The sequence below is a fragment of the Nocardioides sp. NPDC101246 genome (assembly GCF_044767415.1).
Classification (GTDB): domain Bacteria; phylum Actinomycetota; class Actinomycetes; order Propionibacteriales; family Nocardioidaceae; genus Nocardioides.
In genome coordinates, this window is record NZ_JBIWNX010000009.1 from 3,200 (window position 1) to 20,943 (window position 17,744).

A 17,744-nucleotide genomic window follows, 5' to 3' on the forward strand; every position below is an offset into this window, starting at 1 on the left:
CTCCCCCGCCGAGTCGGCTCATCCTGACCGACTCCCCCGCCGAGTCGGCTCATCCTGACCGACTCCCCCGCCGAGTCGGCTCATCCTGACCGACTCCCCCGCCGAGTCGGCTCATCCTGACCGACTCCCCCGCCGAGTCGGCGCGTTCTGACGAGCCGACTCGGCGCCGGATCTCGTCAGTTTGCGCCGACTCGGCGACGGGGTCAGGCGTCGTCGGCAGAGGCGTCGGCGGGAGCCTCGGCGGCCGGGGCTTCGGTGGCAGGGGCTTCGGCGGTGGGGGCGTCGTCGCGCTGCGGACGCCAGAAGGCGGCGAGGAGCAGGGCGGTGCCGAGGACGCCGCCGCCTAGCGCTACCGCGCCGCCGATCCAGCCGTCGTAGACGATGTCGAGGGACGCGTCGAGCGAGATCGTCCCGGGTCCGGTGACGCCGAGCACGACCGCGACGACGGCCAGGATCATGACGTACTCCCAGCCGTCCTTGAAGACGAAGAACCCGTTGGGGCGGTGCGCCAGCAGCGCGGCCACGAGCATCACCGCGACGACGGCGGCTGCCGCGAGCGGCGTGATCAGGCCCAGGATCAGCAGTACGCCGGCAACGATCTCGGTCACCACGCTGGCCCATGCCTGCAGGGTGCCGTGGCGGAGGCCGAGGCTCTCGAACCAGCCTGCGGTGCCGGCGATCTTGCCGCCTCCGCGCCAGTGGTTGACGCCGTGGGCGATCATCGTGCCACCCACCGCGAGCCGGAGAAGCATCAGAGCCAGGTCGACGGGGTCCATCACAGAAAATCCTCGGTTTGTGGGGCTGGGGTGGCCAGCCTAGGAGGAGGGCGGGCGCCAGGTGCGCAGCGACGCCGTAGGCTCACCCGAATGCTGCTGCTCGGAGTCGTTCTCGCGCTGGGATCGGCGATCGCCCACGCAGCCTGGAACACGGCGTCGAAGACCATCGCCCCCGCGGGGAGGCCGGCGCTGTGGGCGGTGGCGATCGTGGAGAGCTGCCTGGTCGTCACGGTCACCGCGGTGGTGATGATCGTGCGCGGGCACGGCATCACGATGTCGTGGGAGCTCCTCCTGCTCTCGCTCAGCAGCACCGCGATGCACGCGCTGACCATGGGCCTGGTCCAGGTCGCCTACCAGGACTTCGACGTGAGCCAGATCTACCCGCTCTCCCGCGGCCTGGCTCCGGTCGTGGTGGCGCTCACCGGCATGGTGGTGCTCGGGCAGTGGCTGAGCTGGGCGCAGTGGGGTGGCGTACTCCTGATGGCGGCGGCGGTCGGGGCGCTGCTGTTCGAGACCGTCCGCACCCGGGGCTCGCTGCAGGCGAAGCCGCTGCTGTGGTCGGGCTGCATCGCCGTGTCGATCGCCGGCTACACGACCTACGACGGCTGGGTGGTCGTCGAGCGGGGCCTCGACCCGATCGCCTACTACGCCGTCGGCACGGTCATCCAGGTGGTGCTGTGGAGCGTGATCGTGCGCGGCAAGTACGCCGAGGGGCTGCGCCAGGCCAGGACCCAGGCCCGGACCGTGGCCGTGCTCGCGGTGCTGATCCCCACCTCGTACGTCCTCAGCCTCTACGCCACCCTGCACGCTCCGGTCTCACTGGTGGCGGCCGTCCGCAGCTCGAGCCTGATCTGGGTCGCGCTCTCCGCGGCGTTGGTGCTGCACGAGCCGATCGGAAAGGTACGCATCGCCGCCACGGTCCTCGCCGCGGCGGCCGTGGTCGCGATGGTGGTCTGAGCCGGACCCGTAGGTGCGGAGCCTCAGCGCAGCGCCAGGAGACGCAGCTGGAGCGCCGCCCCGAAACGTTGCTCCGGGTCGGCGAGGTCGAGGCCGCTGACCTGCTCGAGCCGGCGCAGCCGGTAGCGCAGCGTGTTGGGGTGGATGAAGAGGGCGGCGGCAGCGGCGCGTACGTCGCCGTTCGCGTCCAACCACGCGTCCAGGGTCTCGGCTAGACCGGAGTCGTTGCGCTCGTCGTAGTCGAGGAGCAGCGCGATCGGGCCGACCGGACGCTCGTCCCTGGCGGCGGCGAGGTCGCGGAGCTCGAGGAGCAACGACTGGGTGTAGACGTCGGCGAGCCGCGCCACCGAGCGCGTCTCGCCGCCCGGGGCGACGCCGTCGCGAAGCACCCGCATCGCCCGGGTCGCGGCCTCGCGGGAGGCGACGATGGCGCTGATGTCCGAGCCGACACCGCCGACACCGACGACGACCGGCAGCCGCGTACCGAGACGCTCGCAGAACTCCCCGGCCAGCCGGGCGGCCCGCTCCTCGGGCTCGGAGCCGTCGCCGGGGAGCGGGACCAGGGCATGGACGATGCCGCCGACGACCGCGACCGCCGAGGCCGGCACGGCGGCCGAGAGGTGCACCGCCAGCGCGTCGGCGGCGCGCTCGAGCGTGCTGGCGCCGCCCGGGTCGGGTTCGTGATCGTGCTCGGCCGACGGCTCGTGCCGCAGGGCCAGGGCGAGCACGACCACCGGACGCCCGGCGAGGCCGAGCCGGCCCAACGCGTCTCGAGCACCGGCCGCGCCCTCGAGGACCGAGCTGACCAGATCCGTACGCAACCGCCGGTGCACATCGGCGCCGGCCCGCACGCGCAGCATGTGGAGCGCGACCAGGCTGGCGGCGTCGCGCAGCGCCGCGCTCCGCTCGGGCGTGACCTCACCGTCCATCGCCGCCCAGATCGAGCCGAGGACCTCGTCGCCGGCACGGACCGCGATCGCGACACGCTGCTTGCTGATCCTGTCCTCGTCGAGCCGGGCCGGGTCGACGACGACGGGGCGGTGCTCGCGGTAGAGCTCGCGGAAGACACCGAGGTCGGTGAGCATCCGGGCGTAGCGTTCGGGAACCTGGCGGCCGATGACCGTCTCGACCCGCGAGGCGTCGGCCTCGTCCTGACGCCCGGAGAAGGCCAGCACCCGCGAGCTGCGGTCCTCGATCGTCACCGGCGCGTCCAGCAGCGCGCCGATCGCGTTGGCGACCGCGAACAGGTCGCCCGAGGGCAGGCCGCCGAGTGTCTCCGCCTCGGTCGGGCCGATGTCGCCCTCCGCCAGCAGCGACCGCAGCAGCGCGGTCAGCTGCGCCCAGGTCGCGCCACGGCGCAGCCCGAGCAGGGCGACCCTGCTCTCCTCGACCGCCGCGGCCATGGCCCCGGTCAGCACGACGGGCGCGCGGACGACCAGCCCGACCGCCCGGCGCCGCCCCACCTCGCGGACGAGCTCCGGAAGCTCGCCCGAGGGCACCCCGACGGCCAGGACCAGCGCCCCGGCAGGATGGACCGGATCGTCGTCGGGGTCGTGGATCACCACACCGCCGATCTCGCCCTCGTGGACCGGGTCGCCGGCCAGCAGCTCGAGCAGCGTGTCGCCCAGGTCGTCGAGCACGCGGCCCAGACTCGCGCGCGGACGCTGGCTCACGCCCGGAATACTAGATCCGGCCACCGACGCCGTCCACCGATCTACCTCTGCGTTCCGAGCGGGATCCATTCGGTCGAGGTGGTGAACGACTCCAGGATCTCCGGGATCGGGGTGACGCCCAGACCCGGGCCGGCCGGGACGCTCATGTGGCCGTCCTCGATGATGAGCGGCTCGGTGATGTCGGTGCGATAGAACCGGTCGGAGGCGGAGATGTCCCCGGGCAAGGTGAACCCCGGCAGCGCGCCCAGGGCAGCGTTGGCGGCGCGTCCCAGCCCGGTCTCGACCATGCCGCCACACCAGACAGCGAGTCCGTGCGCGGCGGCGAGGTCGTGGATGCGTACGGCCTCCAGGTAGCCGCCCACGCGGCCGGGCTTGATGTTGATGATCGAGCAGGCCCCGAGCGAGATCGCGGCGGCGGCCGTCTGCGCGGAGACGATCGACTCGTCCAGGCACACCGGGGTGCGGATCTCGCGGGCCAGCTCCGCGTGGCCGAGGACGTCCTCCTCCTCCAGCGGCTGCTCGATGAGGAGCAGGTCGAACGGATCGAGCTTCGCAAGGTGGCGGGCGTCGCGCAGCGTGTAGGCGGTGTTGGCGTCGACCTGCAGCGGGATGTCGCCGAACCGCTCCCGGACCGCGGCCACCGGCTCGATGTCCCAGCCCGGCTCGATCTTGAGCTTGATCCGCACGTAGCCCTCGTCCAGGTAGCCGCCGACCACGTCCAGCAGGTGGGGTACGGAGTCGAAGATGCCGACCGAGACACCGCTCGGCACCCGGTCGTGCACGGCGCCCAGCTCGCGGGCCCAGGACCTCCCGGCCGCGCGCAGCTCCGCGTCGAGCAGCGCCATCTCCAGCGCCGCCTTCGCCATCCGGTGTCCCTTGAACGGGTGCAGCACCTTGCCCACCGCGTACGCCCCGTGCCGCTCCAGCTCACCACCGGCCGCGGCCAGCGCGGGGAGCAGGAAGCGACGGAGCACGTCCGCGGTCGCCTCGACGTACTCGGAGGAGTAGAGCGGGTCGGCCATCGCGACGCACTCGCCCCACCCCTCGCTCTGCGAGGTCACCGCGCGCAGCAGCAGGATGTCGCGCTCGTTCTGGGTGCCGAAGGAGGTCCGGAACGGCGACACCAGTGGCATCGACACCCGTCGCAGCTCCATCCCGTCCAACTTCATCCCTTCCAGCTTCATGCGGTTCCTTCCTTGGGGGCTGTGCCGGTCAGCAGATATCCGTGGTCGCGGTCGAAGCCGGCGACCCGGCCCGACTCCAGGCCGCTCAGCAGCTGGTCGCGGACCTTGGTACGCCACGCCCTGGCCTCGCCGGGGTCGGAGACGCGCAGCGCCTCGATGTCGCGGGGCACCTCGACCCAGGACGCACCCGGGCCGGCAGCCGCAACGACCGCAGCGACCTCGACCGGGCTGCCGTCGCACGCGGACGCGACCTGCGGCGAGTCCAGGTCCCAGTGCACCAGGATCCGGTCGCTGGCGTCCTCGGCGTCGTTGATGCCGTCGCCCATCGAGCCGTAGAAGTCGGGGAGATACTCCGCGACCCGGGTGCCGAGCTTGGCCAGGTTGAAGTAGGCGTTGCGGGCCACGAGCGGGTCGAAGGTCCACTCCATCAGCGTGATCCCACGTTCCAGGCACCAGGCCCGCTGGTGGAGCTTGAGCGCGAAACCCGCGTGCCGACCGGCCATCTCCGGGACCACGCCGGCGATATGGCTGTGCATCGTGCGGGCGGCCGGCACCGAGTGGAACCCGACGCAGACGCCGACCATCTCCTCGCCCGCGGCATCGTCGAACGCACCCGCCACGTAGCCCTCGGCCTTGCGCATCGCGCGCATCAGCTCGGACCCGAGTGGCGGATTGTCCGGAACACCCCAGATCCCGCCGAGCACCTTCTCGGCCCGCTGCAGCTCCACGATCCCGTCGAGCTCGCGAACGGTGACCCGGGCGGCCTCGGCGGCCCGGACGTACGCCCCCCATGCCCGCGTCACGGCCGGCCCCTCGATCCGTCGGCCGGAGCGCCGGCCACCTGCTCCTCGAGCAGGTCGTGCAGGAGCCCGTGCAGCAGCATCGTCCGGTCGACCAGCCGGTCGACCAGCACGTGCTCGTCCTCGGCATGTGCCCCTCCGCCGACCGCGCCGAGCCCGTCGAGCGTCGGGGTGCCGACGCCGGCGGCGAAGTTGCCGTCGGAGGCCCCGCCGACCGCGGCCTGACCCGGCACCGGCAGCCCGAGCCGGGTCGCGACGGCGGCGGCCCGACCGAAGAGCCGCGCCGACATGGACTCCTCCAGCGGCGGCCGGTTGATCCCGCCGTGCACGACCAGCTTCGCGCCGTCGAGAACCGGCTCCAGAGCGCGCATCGCGGCGTCGACCCGTTCCTGCTCGGCCGCGCTCCAGGCGCGTACGTCGACCGTGAACCGGGCCGCGCCCGGGACGGTGTTGAGCGTCGTGCCCGCGGATGCGGACGTGGGGGTCACCGTCGTGCCCGCGGACGGGTCGGCGAGTGCGGCCACCGCAGGCACCTGATGGGCCAGCTCGATGGTGGCGTTGACGCCCTTGTCGGGCTCCAGGCCGGCATGGGCGGCACGTCCGACGACCTCGATCTCGTACATCGAGGTGCCTTTCCGGGCCGTCTTGAGGTCTCCGTCGCCCACCGATGCCTCCAGCACGAGCACCGCGGACGCCTCCCGGGCCTCGGCCTCGATCAGCGCGCGCGAGGACGGCGAGCCGAGCTCCTCGTCGCCGGTGACCAGGAGGCAGACCCCGTCGGGAGCCGGCAGCGCGGCGACCGCGTGCAGTGCCACGACCAGACCGGCGAGCATGTCGAAGCAGCCGGGGCCGCGCAGGACACCGTCGGTGACGGCGTACGGGATCCTCTCCAGCGTGCCGTGCGGCCAGACCGTGTCGTGGTGGCCGAGCAACAGGACGTGGGGTCCGGGCCCGAAGCTCCAGCGCAGATGGGTGACCCCGTCGACGACGATGCGCTCCGGGGGAACGCCGAGGTGGGCGGCTCCTAGGCGGGCCACGACCTCGGCCGAGCGCGCGACGGCGTCCAGGTCGGTGGAGGGCGACTCGGTCTCGACCAGCTCCCGGATGTCGTCCAGGAGGCGGTGGAGATCGATCTGAGGTTGACGCATTCAGGCCTTCTTCGGGGTCGCGCGGGCGCCGAAGTGGAGGTATCGCTCGCCCGTCGGCAACGTGTAGAAACGTACGGGGAAGTAGGCCGCGGACTTGTCGGGCTTGACCGCGAAGATCGCCTCCGCGACCGGCACCAGCTCGTGCACCTCGGGCTCGGAGGCACCTTCGAGCTCGGCGACGGGTCCGGAGACGGTCGTCCGCATCACCGGCTTGCCGTCGAGGACCAGGACCTCCTCCAGCACCGACTCACGCGAGTACTCCCCGAGGAACGGGGTGATGTCGACCTCGGGCGCGTCGGCGGGGATCTCGAAGCGGTCCGGGAGGCGGACGTCGGCGAGCTCGGCGAAGATCTCCTCGAAGAGGTCCTGGTAGAGCGCGATGGCGCTGGCGACGTTGGTGTTGAGCGAGACCGCGATCCCGGCCTCGGGAAGCAGCCGCAGGAACGCGGCCTGCCCGATGGTGTTGCCGTCGTGGCCGATCGCACGCGCCCCGTGCCAGTCGCAGCGGAACCAGCCCAGGCCCCACGAGTCGCCGAGCAGGTCCTTCTCCGGACAGTCGACCTGGAAGTCGGCCATCGCCGCCACCGACTCGGCCGACAGCACCCGGGTGCCGTCCTTCGCCACCCCACCGCTCAGGTGCATCCGGGCGAAGGCGAGCACGTCGGCAGCGGTCGCGGTGATCAGGCCGGCCGGGCCGCACGAGCGGGGCAGCCCCCATACCGGCGCCGGGGCGATCTCGTCGCCGGTGCCGAGGTGGCCCATCGCGAGCGCGTGGAGCATCGCCTCCTCGGGCAGGGTGCCGGTGTGGGTGAGGCCGAGCGGCGTGAAGAGCCGCTCACGCATCGCCTGGTCCCAGGTCTGGCCGGTGACGACCTCGATGACCCGCCCGAGCAGCACGTAGCCGGAGTTGCAGTAGGACCAGGTCGCGCCCAGCGGGTGGTTCTGGGCGGCCTCGCCGAGGCGGGCGACGTACTTCTCCAGTACGTCGTCACCGCGTCCGGTGTCGGTGAAGACGTCGCCGTCGATGCCGCTGGTGTGGGTGAGCAGGTGGTGGATCGTGACCTTCTCGGTGACCTCGGGGTCACGCAGATCGAGATCACCGATGATCTCCTTGACCGGGGTGTCGAGGGCGAGCTTGCCCTCGTCGACCAGCTGCATCACCACGGTCGCGGTCCAGACCTTGGAGATCGAGCCGATCTGCCACACGGAGTCGGTCGTGGCGGGCTGGCCGGTGCCGAGATGGAGCACGCCGGTGGCGAGCGTGACCTGCTCGTCCTCGGCGCCGTCGCGGCCGACCCGGAGGATGCCGAGCTGGGCCCCGGGGACGCCGTGCTTCTTCGTCAGCGCGGTGAGCCGGGTCTGCCAGTGAGCGGAATCGATGGTCATCAGGTCTCCTTGGTGAGGGTGTTCGAGGTGCCGCCGGGGACGGCGGCGAGAAGCTCTTGGGTGTAGCGATGACTCGGGTTCTCCAGTACGTCGCCCGCCGGCCCGTGCTCGACGATGTGCCCGTGGCTCATCACCGCGACCGTGTCGGCCACGTAGCGCACCACGGCCAGGTTGTGGGAGATGAACAGCATCGAGAGACCGAGCTCGCGCTGCATCTCGCGGACGAGGTTGAGCACGGCGCCCTGGACGGAGACGTCGAGCGCCGAGGTGATCTCGTCGGCGATGAGCACCTGGGGCCGGCCGGCCAGCGCGCGGGCCAGGGCGACCCGTTGCCGCTGGCCGCCGGAGAGGCTCCCCGGGCGCTGGCCGGCGCGGCCCGGGTCGAGATGGACCAGCCGGAGGAGGCGGGCGACCTCGGCGGCCCGTTCGGGCTTCGAGGTACGTCCGGGGATCGCCTCGGCGATGCTCTCGCCGATGCTCATCCGCGGGTCGAGGGAGGAGTAGGGATCCTGGAAGACCATTTGGACACCGGAGCGCCGTCCGGCCGGGACGCCGTCGACCAGGATGCGCCCGGTGCTGAGCGGCACCAGCCCGACGCCGGCCCGGGCGAGCGTCGACTTGCCCGAACCGGACTCCCCCACCAAGCCCACGATCGAGCCGTCAGGCACCTCCAGGCTCACCTCGTGGAGCACCTGGGTGCGCCCGAACCGCACGCTGACCTGCTCGAACCGCATGCTCATACGCTCACCTGCTTCGTCTGCTCCATCGGGAGCGGGTCACCCGCGCGCCAGCACGCGACCCCGTCGAGGAGCGCGGGCTCCTCGCTCAGGCACTGGTCGGTCGCGAGCGGGCACCTGGCGGCGTACGCACAGCCCGGGGGAAGCGCGGCGGGGTCGACCGGCTGGCCGGGGATCGTGGCCAGCGGCAGATCCCGCGGTGTGCTCATCGACGGAACCGCCGCGACCAGCGCCCGGGTGTAGGGGTGCCGGGCGTCGCTGTGGAGGTCGCCGGCGGCGATCTCCTCGACGATGCGCCCGGCGTACATCACCAGCACCCGGTCGCAGATCTCGCCGATGACGGACACGTCGTGGGAGATCAGCAGGATCGCGGTGCCGTGCTCGCGGCGTACCTCCTCCAGGAGCGCCAGGACCTGCTTCTGGACGGTGACGTCGAGGGCGGTCGTGGGCTCGTCGGCGATGATCAGCCGCGGGGTGCCCATCAGTCCCATCCCGATCATGGCGCGCTGACGCATGCCGCCGGAGAGCTCGAACGGGTACGCATGGGCCGCCCGCTCCGGGTCACGCAGCCGCACCGCGCGCAGCCGGTCGACGGCGCGGGCGAGCGCCTCACGCCGGCCGAGGCCCTGGTGGAAGCGGCTCACCTCGGCGAGCTGCGGGCCGACCCGCATGGCCGGGTTGAGCGAGGTCATCGGGTCCTGGAAGACGACCGCGAGCGAGGTGCCGAGCAGGTCCTCGTGGTGGCCGCCGTCGTTCAGGTCGGTGCCGCAGAGGGTGACCTCGCCGGTGACCCGGCCGGGTTCCTCGACGAGCTGGGCGATCGCGAGCGCGGTGAGCGACTTGCCCGACCCCGACTCCCCCACGATCCCCACGGCCTCACCGGGACGCAGCGAGAGGGAGACGCCACGGACCGGGGTGACCGGGGCCGACGGGCCGGGGAAGGCGACGGCGAGATCGCGTACGTCGAGCACCAGGTCGTCTCCCTGCGCCGGCGACTTCGCCGGGGTCGAGCGGGCCGGCACCGACCAGGCCCGTGGCCCGACGACCGGCGTCACGCCCAAGGCACCGGCGACCGCCTCGCCGGTGAGGTTGAAGGCCAGGCCGGCGATGACGACCGCGATCCCCGGCGCGAGCGCGGCGAGCGGGTGGAGGTAGATCCCGGCCAGGCCGTCCTGCATCAGCCGCCCCCAGTCGTAGGCGGGCGCCTGGACGCCGAGGCCGAGAAAGGAGAGGCCGGCGAAGGCGAGCAGCGCGCCCCCGGCGCCGATGGTGGCGTTGACGACGAGCGGCTCCGCGACGTTGGGCAGCACGTGCCGCACCAGGATCCGGATCCGGCCGAGGCCGGCGATCTCGGCCGCGGCGACATAGTCGCGGGCGGCGATCCCGGCGATCAGCGTCTGGCAGAGACGGGCGAACGTGGGCGCACCGGCGAACCCGATCGCCAGTACGGCCCCGCGGGCACCGACTCCGAACACGGTGGCCAAGGAGAGGACCAGGAGCAGCCCGGGGAAGGCGACCAGGATGTTGACCAGCGCCGTCACCGGTCGCCCGAGCCGTGGGCCGAGCAGCCACGGCAGCGAGCCGAGCACCAGCCCGGTGAGCACCGCGATCGCGGTCGCCAGCAGCGCCAGGGTGATCGAGAGCCGGGTGGCGACCAGGACCCGCAGGAACAGGTCGCGGCCGGCGTTGTCGGTGCCGAACCAGTGCTCCGCCGAGGGCCCGGCGAGCAGGTTGTCGGTGTCGACGGCGGCCGCCCCGTCGCCGAACGCGAGCGGAGCCAGGACGGCCAGCAGCAGCACCGTGGCGAGCAGACCCGCACCGGTCGCCCCCACCGGCGTACGCAGCGCCCTCATCACGCCTCCCCCACCGTCGAACGGGGGTCGAGCACGGCGAGCGCGACGTCGACGAGCGTGTTGACCAGCAGCACGATCACCCCGTAGACGAGCACCGTGCCCTGCACGACCGGATAGTCCTTGGTGACGATCGAGGAGACGATGGTGCTGCCGAGCCCGGGCCAGGCGAAGACGTTCTCGACCAGCACGGTGCCGGCGACCATCGAGGCCAGCAGCATCCCGCCGAGGGTCAGCGTGGCGGTGACGGCGTTCGGCAGGGCGTGCACCAGGTGGATCCGGCGTGCCGGGAGCCGCTTGGCCCGCGCGGTGCGGATGTAGTCGGACTCCAGCACGGAGATCATCTCGACGCGGACGATCCGGGCGAGCATCGCGGCCGGCCCGATCGCCAGGGCGAGGACCGGCAGGACGTAGGACGCGGCCCCGTCCTCGCGGCCCGCGACCGGGAGCCAGCCGAGGCCGACCGCGAAGACCGCGACCAGCACCACGCCGATCAGGAAGTCGGGGATCGAGCCGATCACCACGCTGCCGGAGGCGAACCCCAGCGACGTACGCTGCCGGCGCCCGCGCCGTGTCGCGACCGCGACGCAGACCCCGAGCGGTACGGCGATCAGGAGAGCGAGGACGAAGGCGATCAGGCCGAGCGAGACGGTGGCGCCCAGGCGCCGGCCGATGGTCTCCCCGACAGGCAGCTGGGTCTGGATCGACTCGCCGAGGTCACCGCGGAACAGGCCGCCGAGATAGTCCAGGTACTGGGTCAGGAGCGGGTCGTCGAGGCCGAGCGCGTGCCGCCGCGCCTCGACGAGCTCGGTCGGCGCGGTCATCCCGAGCGCGGCCCGCACCGGGTCGCCGGGCACCAGGTGGATCATCAGGAACGAGGCGGTGACCAGCACGAACAGCGACACCAGCAGCCGGCCACCGCGGCGCAGGGCGAACTGGGTCCACCGCCCGCCCAGTGGGCCCCGCACCCCCGTCGCCGGGGGCGCGGGCGCCGCTGATGTCGCTGTCATCGACGCCTGCCTCAACCCAGCATCCGGATGCTGGTCGGGACGACACCGCCGACGACCTCGAGCTCGGCACCCTGGGAGAAGAACGGCAGCAGGTTGTTGGCGAACGGCACCACGTCGTAGGACTCGAACAGGCTTGCCTCCGCGGCCAGCCAGTCGTCGCAGCCCTCGGCACCGTTCTCGGCCATCGCGGTCTTCACCGCTGCGTCGTAGCCGGTGTTGGCGATGCCGGCGAAGTTGTTGCCGCCCTCGGCGGGCGTCGGCCCGGAGAGGAACGGGACGATCTGGTCGGGGGTGTTGATGTTGACCGGCTCCCAGGCGACGTCCCAGTCGCCGGTGCCGAACATCGCGGTCTGGATGGCGGTCTGGTCCAGGGACGTGGCCTTGGCCTCGATGCCGACCTTCTTCCACGCCGCGACGGCCAGCTCGGCCGCGGCGGTGCCGGGCGCGCCGAGCGAGGAGTCGTAGACGAACTCGACCACGAGCGGCTTCCCGGCCTTGGTGCGGACCCCGTCGGCACCCGCGGCCCAGCCGGCATCCTCGAGTGCCTTCTCGGCGGCAGCCGTGTCGTCGTCGGCGAGGTTCCCCTCGACGGAGGAGCCGGTGCAGCCGGCCGGCTCGACGACGGCGAGCTGGGTCGCCGGACCGCCCTTGTCGGCGGTGATCACCTTCTGCAGCTCGGCCAGGTCGAGCGACAGGGTCAGCGCGGCACGTACCGCGGGATCTGCGGTCGGGTGGCCCTCGTTGTGGTTGAACCACTGCTCCCCTACCACTGCCTGCGCGTCGACCCGGTTCAGCTTCGCGGCGTCCAGCCTGGCGGCGTCCTGACCGACGATCGCGGCGGCGTTCAGCTCCCCGGAGAGCAGCTGGTTCGCGATCGTGGTTTCGTTGGCGACGATCTTGGCCACGATGGTGGCCGGGGTGCCCTCGGCCGCGGTGGTGGCGCCGTCGGGGCCCCAGGCGTAGTCCTCGCGGACCTCGTAGGTGTAGCGGTCGCCGGGGACGGCGTCCTTCAGCACGTACGGGCCGGTGCCGGCGGTCCCGGCCTTCAGGCCGGCCCGGTCCGCGAGGCCGCTGTCACAGATCATCGGCAGGTTGGAGAAGGAGGCCAGCACGAAGGGCGCTGGCGCCGCCAAGGTGACCGTCACGGTCTGTCCGGACGCCGCCGCGGTGGCGCCGGCCGGGATGAAGACGCCCAGGTAGGGGCTCTTGTTCTTCGGGTCCTCGACCCAGCTGATGTTGTCGACGACGGTCTGCGCGGTGAACTCCGAGCCGTCCGAGCAGGTCACGTCGTCCTTGATGTCGAAGGTGACCGTGGTGCCGTCCACGCTCCACTTCTCCGCGAGCTGCGCCTGCACCTCGCCGTCGCGGTCGACGCTGACCAAGGAGTCGTACGCGAACCGGCTCAGCTGCAGCAGGGTGCTCGTCACGCCGCCGTGCGGGTCGAGGGCACCGGGGTCGGAGGCGATCGCCATCGTGAAGGACTCGCCGTCGACGTACGCCTCGGATCCGGTCCCGCCGCCGGAGCCGCACGCGGCCAGGCCCGCGGCGGCCAGGGGAAGGGTCAGCGCCGCGAGGGCGGGTCTCAGGGCTGCTCTGGCTCGGCGCTGGTTCATGGGACGTACCTCTCTCGGCAAGGTTCTGGGCAGAGTTCTCGGGGGAATGGTCAGTCGGCACGCACGACGACGCGGCCGTAGTGGACGTACTTCGCCGGGACGTCCGCCTCGCCGAGGAAGGCGAAGACGACGTGGATGCCGCGGACGGGCTCGGTGGCGATGAAGGAGTCGCCGTCGAGGTGGACGAGGGAGAACCGCATCGGCTGCTCGCCGATCTCGGCGATGATGTCCTTGGGGGTGCGGTCGAGGACGAGCCCACCGGCACCGTTCGCAGTGACCTCGATGTCGTAGATCGTGTCCGCGTAGTGCCCCAGGAACCGATCGACGTCGACCGTCGCGGGCGCGTCCGGCGGCGTGGGCCGTTCGGGAAGGCGTACGCCGCCGAGCTCCTCGAGCAAGCGTGCGACGGCCGCGTTGAAGAGCCCGAAGACCTCGCCACCGTTGGTGAGGAGCGCGACGGCCAGCCCGTGCTCGGGTACGACCCGGAGGAACGCTGCCTGGCCGATCGTGCCGCCGTCGTGCGCGATGACCGTGCCCTGCGGGGTGTCGATGAGCTCCCAGCCCAGGCCCCAGGCGCTGCCCATCCCGGAGAGCAGCGGCAGCTCGACCTGGCGCTCCCGCATCGCCGCGACGGCCGCGGCGGAGAGGACCTGGGTCCCGTCGGGTGCGGTGCCGTCGCTCAGGTGCATCCGCACGAAGCCGAGCAGGTCGCTCGCCGTCATCGCGAGCATCGAGCCGGCCGGCGCGTTGGACCTGGCCAGCGCCCAGGTCGGCGCCGCCTCCGGGGCGCCGTCCGCCCCCGGCAGGTGGCCGGTGGCGACACGGCGCAGGATCGCCTCGTACGGACTCGGGGAGACGCTGGCGAGGCCGAGCGGTCGCGCGATCCGGTCGAGGAGCACCTGGTCGAACGGGGCCTCTCGCAGCACCTCGACCAGCCGACCGAGCACGACGAAGCCGGTGTTGTTGTAGGAGAACGTCTCACCGGGGGCGAACAGCTGCGGCAGGTCGGTGAGGGTCGCGACGTAGCGTTCGACGGCGTCCTCGCCGCGGCCGGTGTCGGTGAAGATGTCGCCCTCGAAGCCCGCCGTGTGGCACAGCAGCTGGCGGGTCGTGATCGCCTCGCCGGCCTCGCGGTCGCCGATGACGAGCTCGGGCAGGTAGTCGCGCACCGGCCGGTCCAGGTCGAGGAGACCGTCGTCGACCAGCTGCATCACCAGCGTCGTGGTCCAGATCTTGGTGATCGAGCCGATCTGGAAGACCGTCTCGGTGTCGACCCCGACCCCGGTGGCCAGGCTGGCCGTTCCGGCCGCGGCGGTGATCACCTCGTCGCCGGTGAGCACGGCGATCGACGCACCGGGCACGCCGTGCTCGGCGACGAGGTCGGCGAAGCGCTCCTGCAGGGATCGGACAGCGTCCGGGCGGGTCTGGTCGTGGGGCATGCCGAAACCGTAGGGAGTCGCGACGGTGTCCGTGTTCGTCGTATCGGACAGTCAACAGGCCGTGCTGTTGTCCGATCGGACAATGGCCCCCGTGGCCGGGGACGGTTTGATGACGGGGTGCTGATTCTCCGAGGTGGCCGGGTCATCGACCCCCGAGCAGGGACAGAGCAGATGGCCGACGTCGCCGTCTCCGACGGGTCCGTGGTGGCCGTCGGGAGGGTGCCCGACGATCCGGCCGACGAGGTGATCGACGTGACCGGGCTCGTGGTCGGTCCCGGGTTCGTCGACCTGCACAGCCACGTCCACTCGATCGCCGGCCAGCGGCTCCAGGCGATGGACGGGGTCACCACGACCCTCGACCTGGAGTCCGGGCTGCTCCCCCTCGACCTGGCCTACGAGCGCGCCGCGGCCGACGGCCGGGTGCTCCACTACGGCTTCTCGGCCTCGTGGGGCGATGCCCGTGCCGTCGCGCATCTCGGGATCACGCCGGCCGCCGACCTGGAGACCTCGTTGTCGATGCTCGGCGACCCGGCGTGGCAACGTACGTCCTCGGCCGCGGAGCGGCACGCCTGGCTCGAGCTGCTCGAGTCCGAGCTGGCCGCGGGGGCGCTCGGGATCGGGGTGCTGATGGGCTACGCCCCACGCTCGGACCCCGCCGAGTTCCTCGACGTCGCCCGGCTCGCTGCCCGCAGCGGCACGGCGACCTTCACCCACGTACGCGAGATCGTCGAGGCCGATCCCACCACCCCGATCGACGGCTCGGAGGAGATCACCCGTGCCGCCGCCGAGACGGGCGCGCGGATGCACCACTGCCACGTCAACAGCACCTCCCGCCGCCACGTCGACCGCGTCCTCGGCCTGCTCGACGATGCCCGCACGGCCGGGTCCGACGTCACCGTCGAGGCCTATCCGTACGGCGCCGGCTCCACGGCCGTCGGCGCCTTCTTCCTGGCACCGGAGCGGCTCGGCGCCTGGGGCCTGAGGCCGTCCTCGATCACGATGGTGGCCACCGGGGAGCGGATCGCGTCGGTCGCACGCCTGGCCGAGCTGCGGGCCACCGACCCCGGCGCCGTCTGCGTGGTCCACTTCCTCGAGGAGGACTCCCCCACCGACGACGCGATGCTGCAGCGCGCCCTCGCCTTCCCTGACGCGATCGTGGCCAGCGACGCGATGCCGGTGGAGTGGTCCGGCGGCGTGAGCGAGACCCGGGAGTGGCCGCTGCCGCCGGGTGGCCAGACCCACCCTCGTACCGCAGGCACCTACGCCCGCTCGTTGCGCCGCATGGTCCGCGAGACCGGCGCCTGGACCTGGCCGGAGGCCTTCCGCCGCTGCTCCTACCTACCGGCTCAGGTGCTCGCCCCGTTCACCCCGGCCATGCGCGGCAAGGGCTACCTCGCGCCCGGCGCCGACGCCGACCTGGTCGTCCTCTCCCCTGACCGGATCACCGACCAGGCGACGTACCTCGACCCCACCCGGCCCTCGGACGGCGTCGTCCATCTCCTGGTCGAGGGCACCTTCGTCGTGCGAGACGGCAGCCTCGACCCGGCGGCGTACCCCGGCCGGCCGATCCGCCGCTGACGGGGGCCGACCGGGCTCTACCGCTTGGGCGTCAGCAGCATCGGCATCAGCCCGACGACCTGGTCGCGCAGGTCGTCCAGGGCTCCGTCGCGACCGTTGAGGTAGCCCAGCAGCGCCTGCTGGAAGACGCCGTCGAACATCCCGTAGGCGACCGGCGCCGGGATCGCGGGCTCGGTGTCGGCGAGCTCGGCGTAGCGGTTCACGACCCGCGCGATCATGTCCTCCAGGCTCTGGTCGATCTGGGTGACCGCCTCGCGCAGGCTCTCCTCGAACATGGACTGTGAGCGCAGGTCGTACCAGAGCCGGTGCATCGGCGCTTCCTCGACGATCGTCTCGACCAGCTTGTCACCGAACCGGGCGACGAGGTCCTCCGGGGAGGTCGCCTCGGCGACGACACCGTCGTAGCGATGGACGCAGGTCTGCTTGTAGTAGCGCACGCAGTAGACGATCAGCTCGAGCTTGTCGTTGAAGTAGTAGTGCACGACGCCGTGGCTGAACTCGGAGTTGTTGGCGATCTCGCGCAGGCTGGCCCGCGCGTAGCCCAGCTCCCCCAGGGTGCGCAGCGCCGACTCGGCGAGCGCCTTGCGGCGTTCGTCGTGCTTGTCGGCGGGCGTGCGGCGAGGCGACTTGGGTGCGGCGACCTGGGTCATGGGCGGCACGATACCCCCTCCCGTGCGTCGTCCGGTGCCATCCGTGCCATTTTCTGGTCAATCGTCAAGAAAACTCTTGACACTCGTCAAGATTCGCGATTGCCTGTGAGCCGGATCACAGCGACATCACAGCGACGAAGGAGTCACAGATGACCGATCTGAGCGGACGTACGGCACTCGTCACCGGCGGGGCCCAAGGCTTGGGCGAGGGGATGGCCCGAGCGCTCGCGGCAGCCGGCGCCAAGGTGGCCGTTGCTGACCTGAAGGACGACCAGGGCGTGAAGGTGGCCGAGTCCATCGGCGGCACCTTCGTGCACCTCGACGTCACCGACGACGCCTCCTGGGAGGCCGGCGTCGCCGCCGCGGTCGAGGGGCTCGGCGGGCTCGACATCCTGGTCAACAACGCCGGTGTGGAGATCACGAGCCTCGTCACCGAGCTCGACCCGAACGACGTGAAGAAGATGCTCGAGGTCAACGTGCTCGGCACCGCCCTCGGTCTCAAGCACGGGCTGCGTACGATGCGGCCCGACGGCGCCGCGGGCAACGGCGGCGTGATCGTCAACGTCGCCTCGGTCGCGGCCACGATCGCCTTCCCGGGCATCTCGGTCTACTCGGCCACCAAGAGCGCCGTCGACCGGCTCACCCGCGTGGCGGCGATGGAGAGCGGCAAGCTCGGCTACGGCGTACGCGTCAACTGCGTCTACCCCGGACTGGTCCCGACCGAGATGGGCGCCGGGCTGGCCAACGACGTCGCCCAGCTCGGTCTCTTCGAGTCTCCGGAGGCGGCGGTCGGCGGGGTCGTCGAGCTGACCCCGTCGGGCCGGCTCGGCACCGTGGAGGACATGTCCGACGCGGTCGTCTTCCTCGCCTCCGACCAGGCGAAGTTCATCAACGGAGTCGGCCTGCCGGTCGACGGCGGAATGGGGATGTGAGCATGAGCGAG

At 72.0% G+C, this 17,744-nt stretch carries 15 protein-coding genes; 3 read left to right on the top strand and 12 right to left on the bottom strand.

What is annotated here, in order from left to right:
* Nucleotides 1-203: 203 nt before the first annotated feature.
* A complete protein-coding gene (locus ACIRON_RS17430; protein ID WP_402993772.1) occupies nt 204-776 on the bottom strand; it encodes a DoxX family protein in 573 nt (190 codons plus the stop codon).
* Nucleotides 777-866: 90 nt separating this feature from the next.
* On the opposite strand from ACIRON_RS17430, the gene ACIRON_RS17435 reads away from it, so the two are divergent.
* Nucleotides 867-1,733: a hypothetical protein gene (locus tag ACIRON_RS17435; RefSeq protein ID WP_402993774.1), complete on the top strand. Its 867-nt coding sequence runs from the start codon at nt 867-869 to the stop codon at nt 1,731-1,733.
* A 23-nt stretch (nt 1,734-1,756) separates the two neighbouring features.
* On the opposite strand, the gene ACIRON_RS17440 is transcribed toward ACIRON_RS17435, so the two are convergent.
* Genes ACIRON_RS17440 through ACIRON_RS17485 form a run of 10 tightly spaced genes read right to left on the bottom strand, consistent with a single transcriptional unit; the run spans nt 1,757 to nt 14,573 of the window.
* Complete coding sequence (locus tag ACIRON_RS17440) at nt 1,757-3,406, bottom strand: PucR family transcriptional regulator (protein WP_402993776.1); 1,650 nt, start codon at nt 3,404-3,406, stop codon at nt 1,757-1,759.
* 41 nt (nt 3,407-3,447) lie between these two features.
* Complete coding sequence (gene menC, locus ACIRON_RS17445; RefSeq protein ID WP_402994256.1) at nt 3,448-4,575, bottom strand: o-succinylbenzoate synthase; 1,128 nt, start codon at nt 4,573-4,575, stop codon at nt 3,448-3,450.
* An 11-nt stretch (nt 4,576-4,586) separates the two neighbouring features.
* The gene (locus tag ACIRON_RS17450) at nt 4,587-5,393 is read right to left on the bottom strand and encodes a GNAT family N-acetyltransferase (protein ID WP_402993778.1); all 807 of its coding nucleotides are present in this window, start codon (nt 5,391-5,393) and stop codon (nt 4,587-4,589) included.
* Nucleotides 5,390-6,538 carry a M20 family metallopeptidase gene (locus ACIRON_RS17455; protein WP_402993779.1) on the bottom strand — a complete coding sequence of 383 codons (1,149 nt, stop codon included), beginning with the start codon at nt 6,536-6,538 and terminating at the stop codon, nt 5,390-5,392. Before ACIRON_RS17455 ends, ACIRON_RS17450 begins: the two co-directional genes overlap by 4 nt.
* Complete coding sequence (locus ACIRON_RS17460; RefSeq protein WP_402993781.1) at nt 6,539-7,924, bottom strand: serine hydrolase domain-containing protein; 1,386 nt, start codon at nt 7,922-7,924, stop codon at nt 6,539-6,541.
* Nucleotides 7,924-8,664, bottom strand: coding sequence for an ABC transporter ATP-binding protein (locus ACIRON_RS17465; protein WP_402993783.1), 741 nt, complete (start codon nt 8,662-8,664; stop codon nt 7,924-7,926). Before ACIRON_RS17465 ends, ACIRON_RS17460 begins: the two co-directional genes overlap by 1 nt.
* Nucleotides 8,661-10,514 carry a dipeptide/oligopeptide/nickel ABC transporter permease/ATP-binding protein gene (locus ACIRON_RS17470; RefSeq protein WP_402993785.1) on the bottom strand — a complete coding sequence of 618 codons (1,854 nt, stop codon included), beginning with the start codon at nt 10,512-10,514 and terminating at the stop codon, nt 8,661-8,663. The genes ACIRON_RS17465 and ACIRON_RS17470 overlap by 4 nt, the downstream gene beginning before the upstream one ends.
* Complete coding sequence (locus ACIRON_RS17475; protein WP_402993787.1) at nt 10,514-11,521, bottom strand: ABC transporter permease; 1,008 nt, start codon at nt 11,519-11,521, stop codon at nt 10,514-10,516. Before ACIRON_RS17475 ends, ACIRON_RS17470 begins: the two co-directional genes overlap by 1 nt.
* Before the next feature lie 11 nt (nt 11,522-11,532).
* Nucleotides 11,533-13,134, bottom strand: a complete 1,602-nt coding sequence (locus ACIRON_RS17480) for an ABC transporter substrate-binding protein (RefSeq protein WP_402993789.1) — start codon at nt 13,132-13,134, stop codon at nt 11,533-11,535.
* A gap of 50 nt (nt 13,135-13,184) precedes the next feature.
* Nucleotides 13,185-14,573 carry a serine hydrolase domain-containing protein gene (locus ACIRON_RS17485; protein WP_402993791.1) on the bottom strand — a complete coding sequence of 463 codons (1,389 nt, stop codon included), beginning with the start codon at nt 14,571-14,573 and terminating at the stop codon, nt 13,185-13,187.
* A gap of 117 nt (nt 14,574-14,690) precedes the next feature.
* On the opposite strand from ACIRON_RS17485, the gene ACIRON_RS17490 reads away from it, so the two are divergent.
* Complete coding sequence (locus ACIRON_RS17490; protein WP_402993793.1) at nt 14,691-16,151, top strand: amidohydrolase family protein; 1,461 nt, start codon at nt 14,691-14,693, stop codon at nt 16,149-16,151.
* A 17-nt stretch (nt 16,152-16,168) separates the two neighbouring features.
* On the opposite strand, the gene ACIRON_RS17495 is transcribed toward ACIRON_RS17490, so the two are convergent.
* Nucleotides 16,169-16,801: a TetR/AcrR family transcriptional regulator gene (locus ACIRON_RS17495; RefSeq protein WP_402993795.1), complete on the bottom strand. Its 633-nt coding sequence runs from the start codon at nt 16,799-16,801 to the stop codon at nt 16,169-16,171.
* Nucleotides 16,802-16,950: 149 nt separating this feature from the next.
* Between ACIRON_RS17495 and ACIRON_RS17500 the strand changes: the two genes are divergently transcribed.
* A complete protein-coding gene (locus ACIRON_RS17500; protein ID WP_402993797.1) occupies nt 16,951-17,733 on the top strand; it encodes an SDR family NAD(P)-dependent oxidoreductase in 783 nt (260 codons plus the stop codon).
* Nucleotides 17,734-17,744 lie beyond the last annotated feature (11 nt).

What these genes read in the sequence shown, in the direction of transcription:
- ACIRON_RS17480 (WP_402993789.1), bottom strand. Translation starts at nt 13,134, where the DNA reads ATGAACCAGCGCCGAGCCAGAGCAGCCCTGAGACCCGCCCTCGCGGCG.
- ACIRON_RS17465 (WP_402993783.1), bottom strand. Translation starts at nt 8,664, where the DNA reads ATGAGCATGCGGTTCGAGCAGGTCAGCGTGCGGTTCGGGCGCACCCAG.
- menC (WP_402994256.1), bottom strand. Translation starts at nt 4,575, where the DNA reads ATGAAGTTGGACGGGATGGAGCTGCGACGGGTGTCGATGCCACTGGTG.
- ACIRON_RS17470 (WP_402993785.1), bottom strand. Translation starts at nt 10,514, where the DNA reads ATGAGGGCGCTGCGTACGCCGGTGGGGGCGACCGGTGCGGGTCTGCTC.
- ACIRON_RS17455 (WP_402993779.1), bottom strand. Translation starts at nt 6,538, where the DNA reads ATGCGTCAACCTCAGATCGATCTCCACCGCCTCCTGGACGACATCCGG.
- ACIRON_RS17485 (WP_402993791.1), bottom strand. Translation starts at nt 14,573, where the DNA reads ATGCCCCACGACCAGACCCGCCCGGACGCTGTCCGATCCCTGCAGGAG.
- ACIRON_RS17475 (WP_402993787.1), bottom strand. Translation starts at nt 11,521, where the DNA reads ATGACAGCGACATCAGCGGCGCCCGCGCCCCCGGCGACGGGGGTGCGG.
- ACIRON_RS17430 (WP_402993772.1), bottom strand. Translation starts at nt 776, where the DNA reads ATGGACCCCGTCGACCTGGCTCTGATGCTTCTCCGGCTCGCGGTGGGT.
- ACIRON_RS17460 (WP_402993781.1), bottom strand. Translation starts at nt 7,924, where the DNA reads ATGACCATCGATTCCGCTCACTGGCAGACCCGGCTCACCGCGCTGACG.
- ACIRON_RS17500 (WP_402993797.1), top strand. Translation starts at nt 16,951, where the DNA reads ATGACCGATCTGAGCGGACGTACGGCACTCGTCACCGGCGGGGCCCAA.
- ACIRON_RS17495 (WP_402993795.1), bottom strand. Translation starts at nt 16,801, where the DNA reads ATGACCCAGGTCGCCGCACCCAAGTCGCCTCGCCGCACGCCCGCCGAC.
- ACIRON_RS17435 (WP_402993774.1), top strand. Translation starts at nt 867, where the DNA reads ATGCTGCTGCTCGGAGTCGTTCTCGCGCTGGGATCGGCGATCGCCCAC.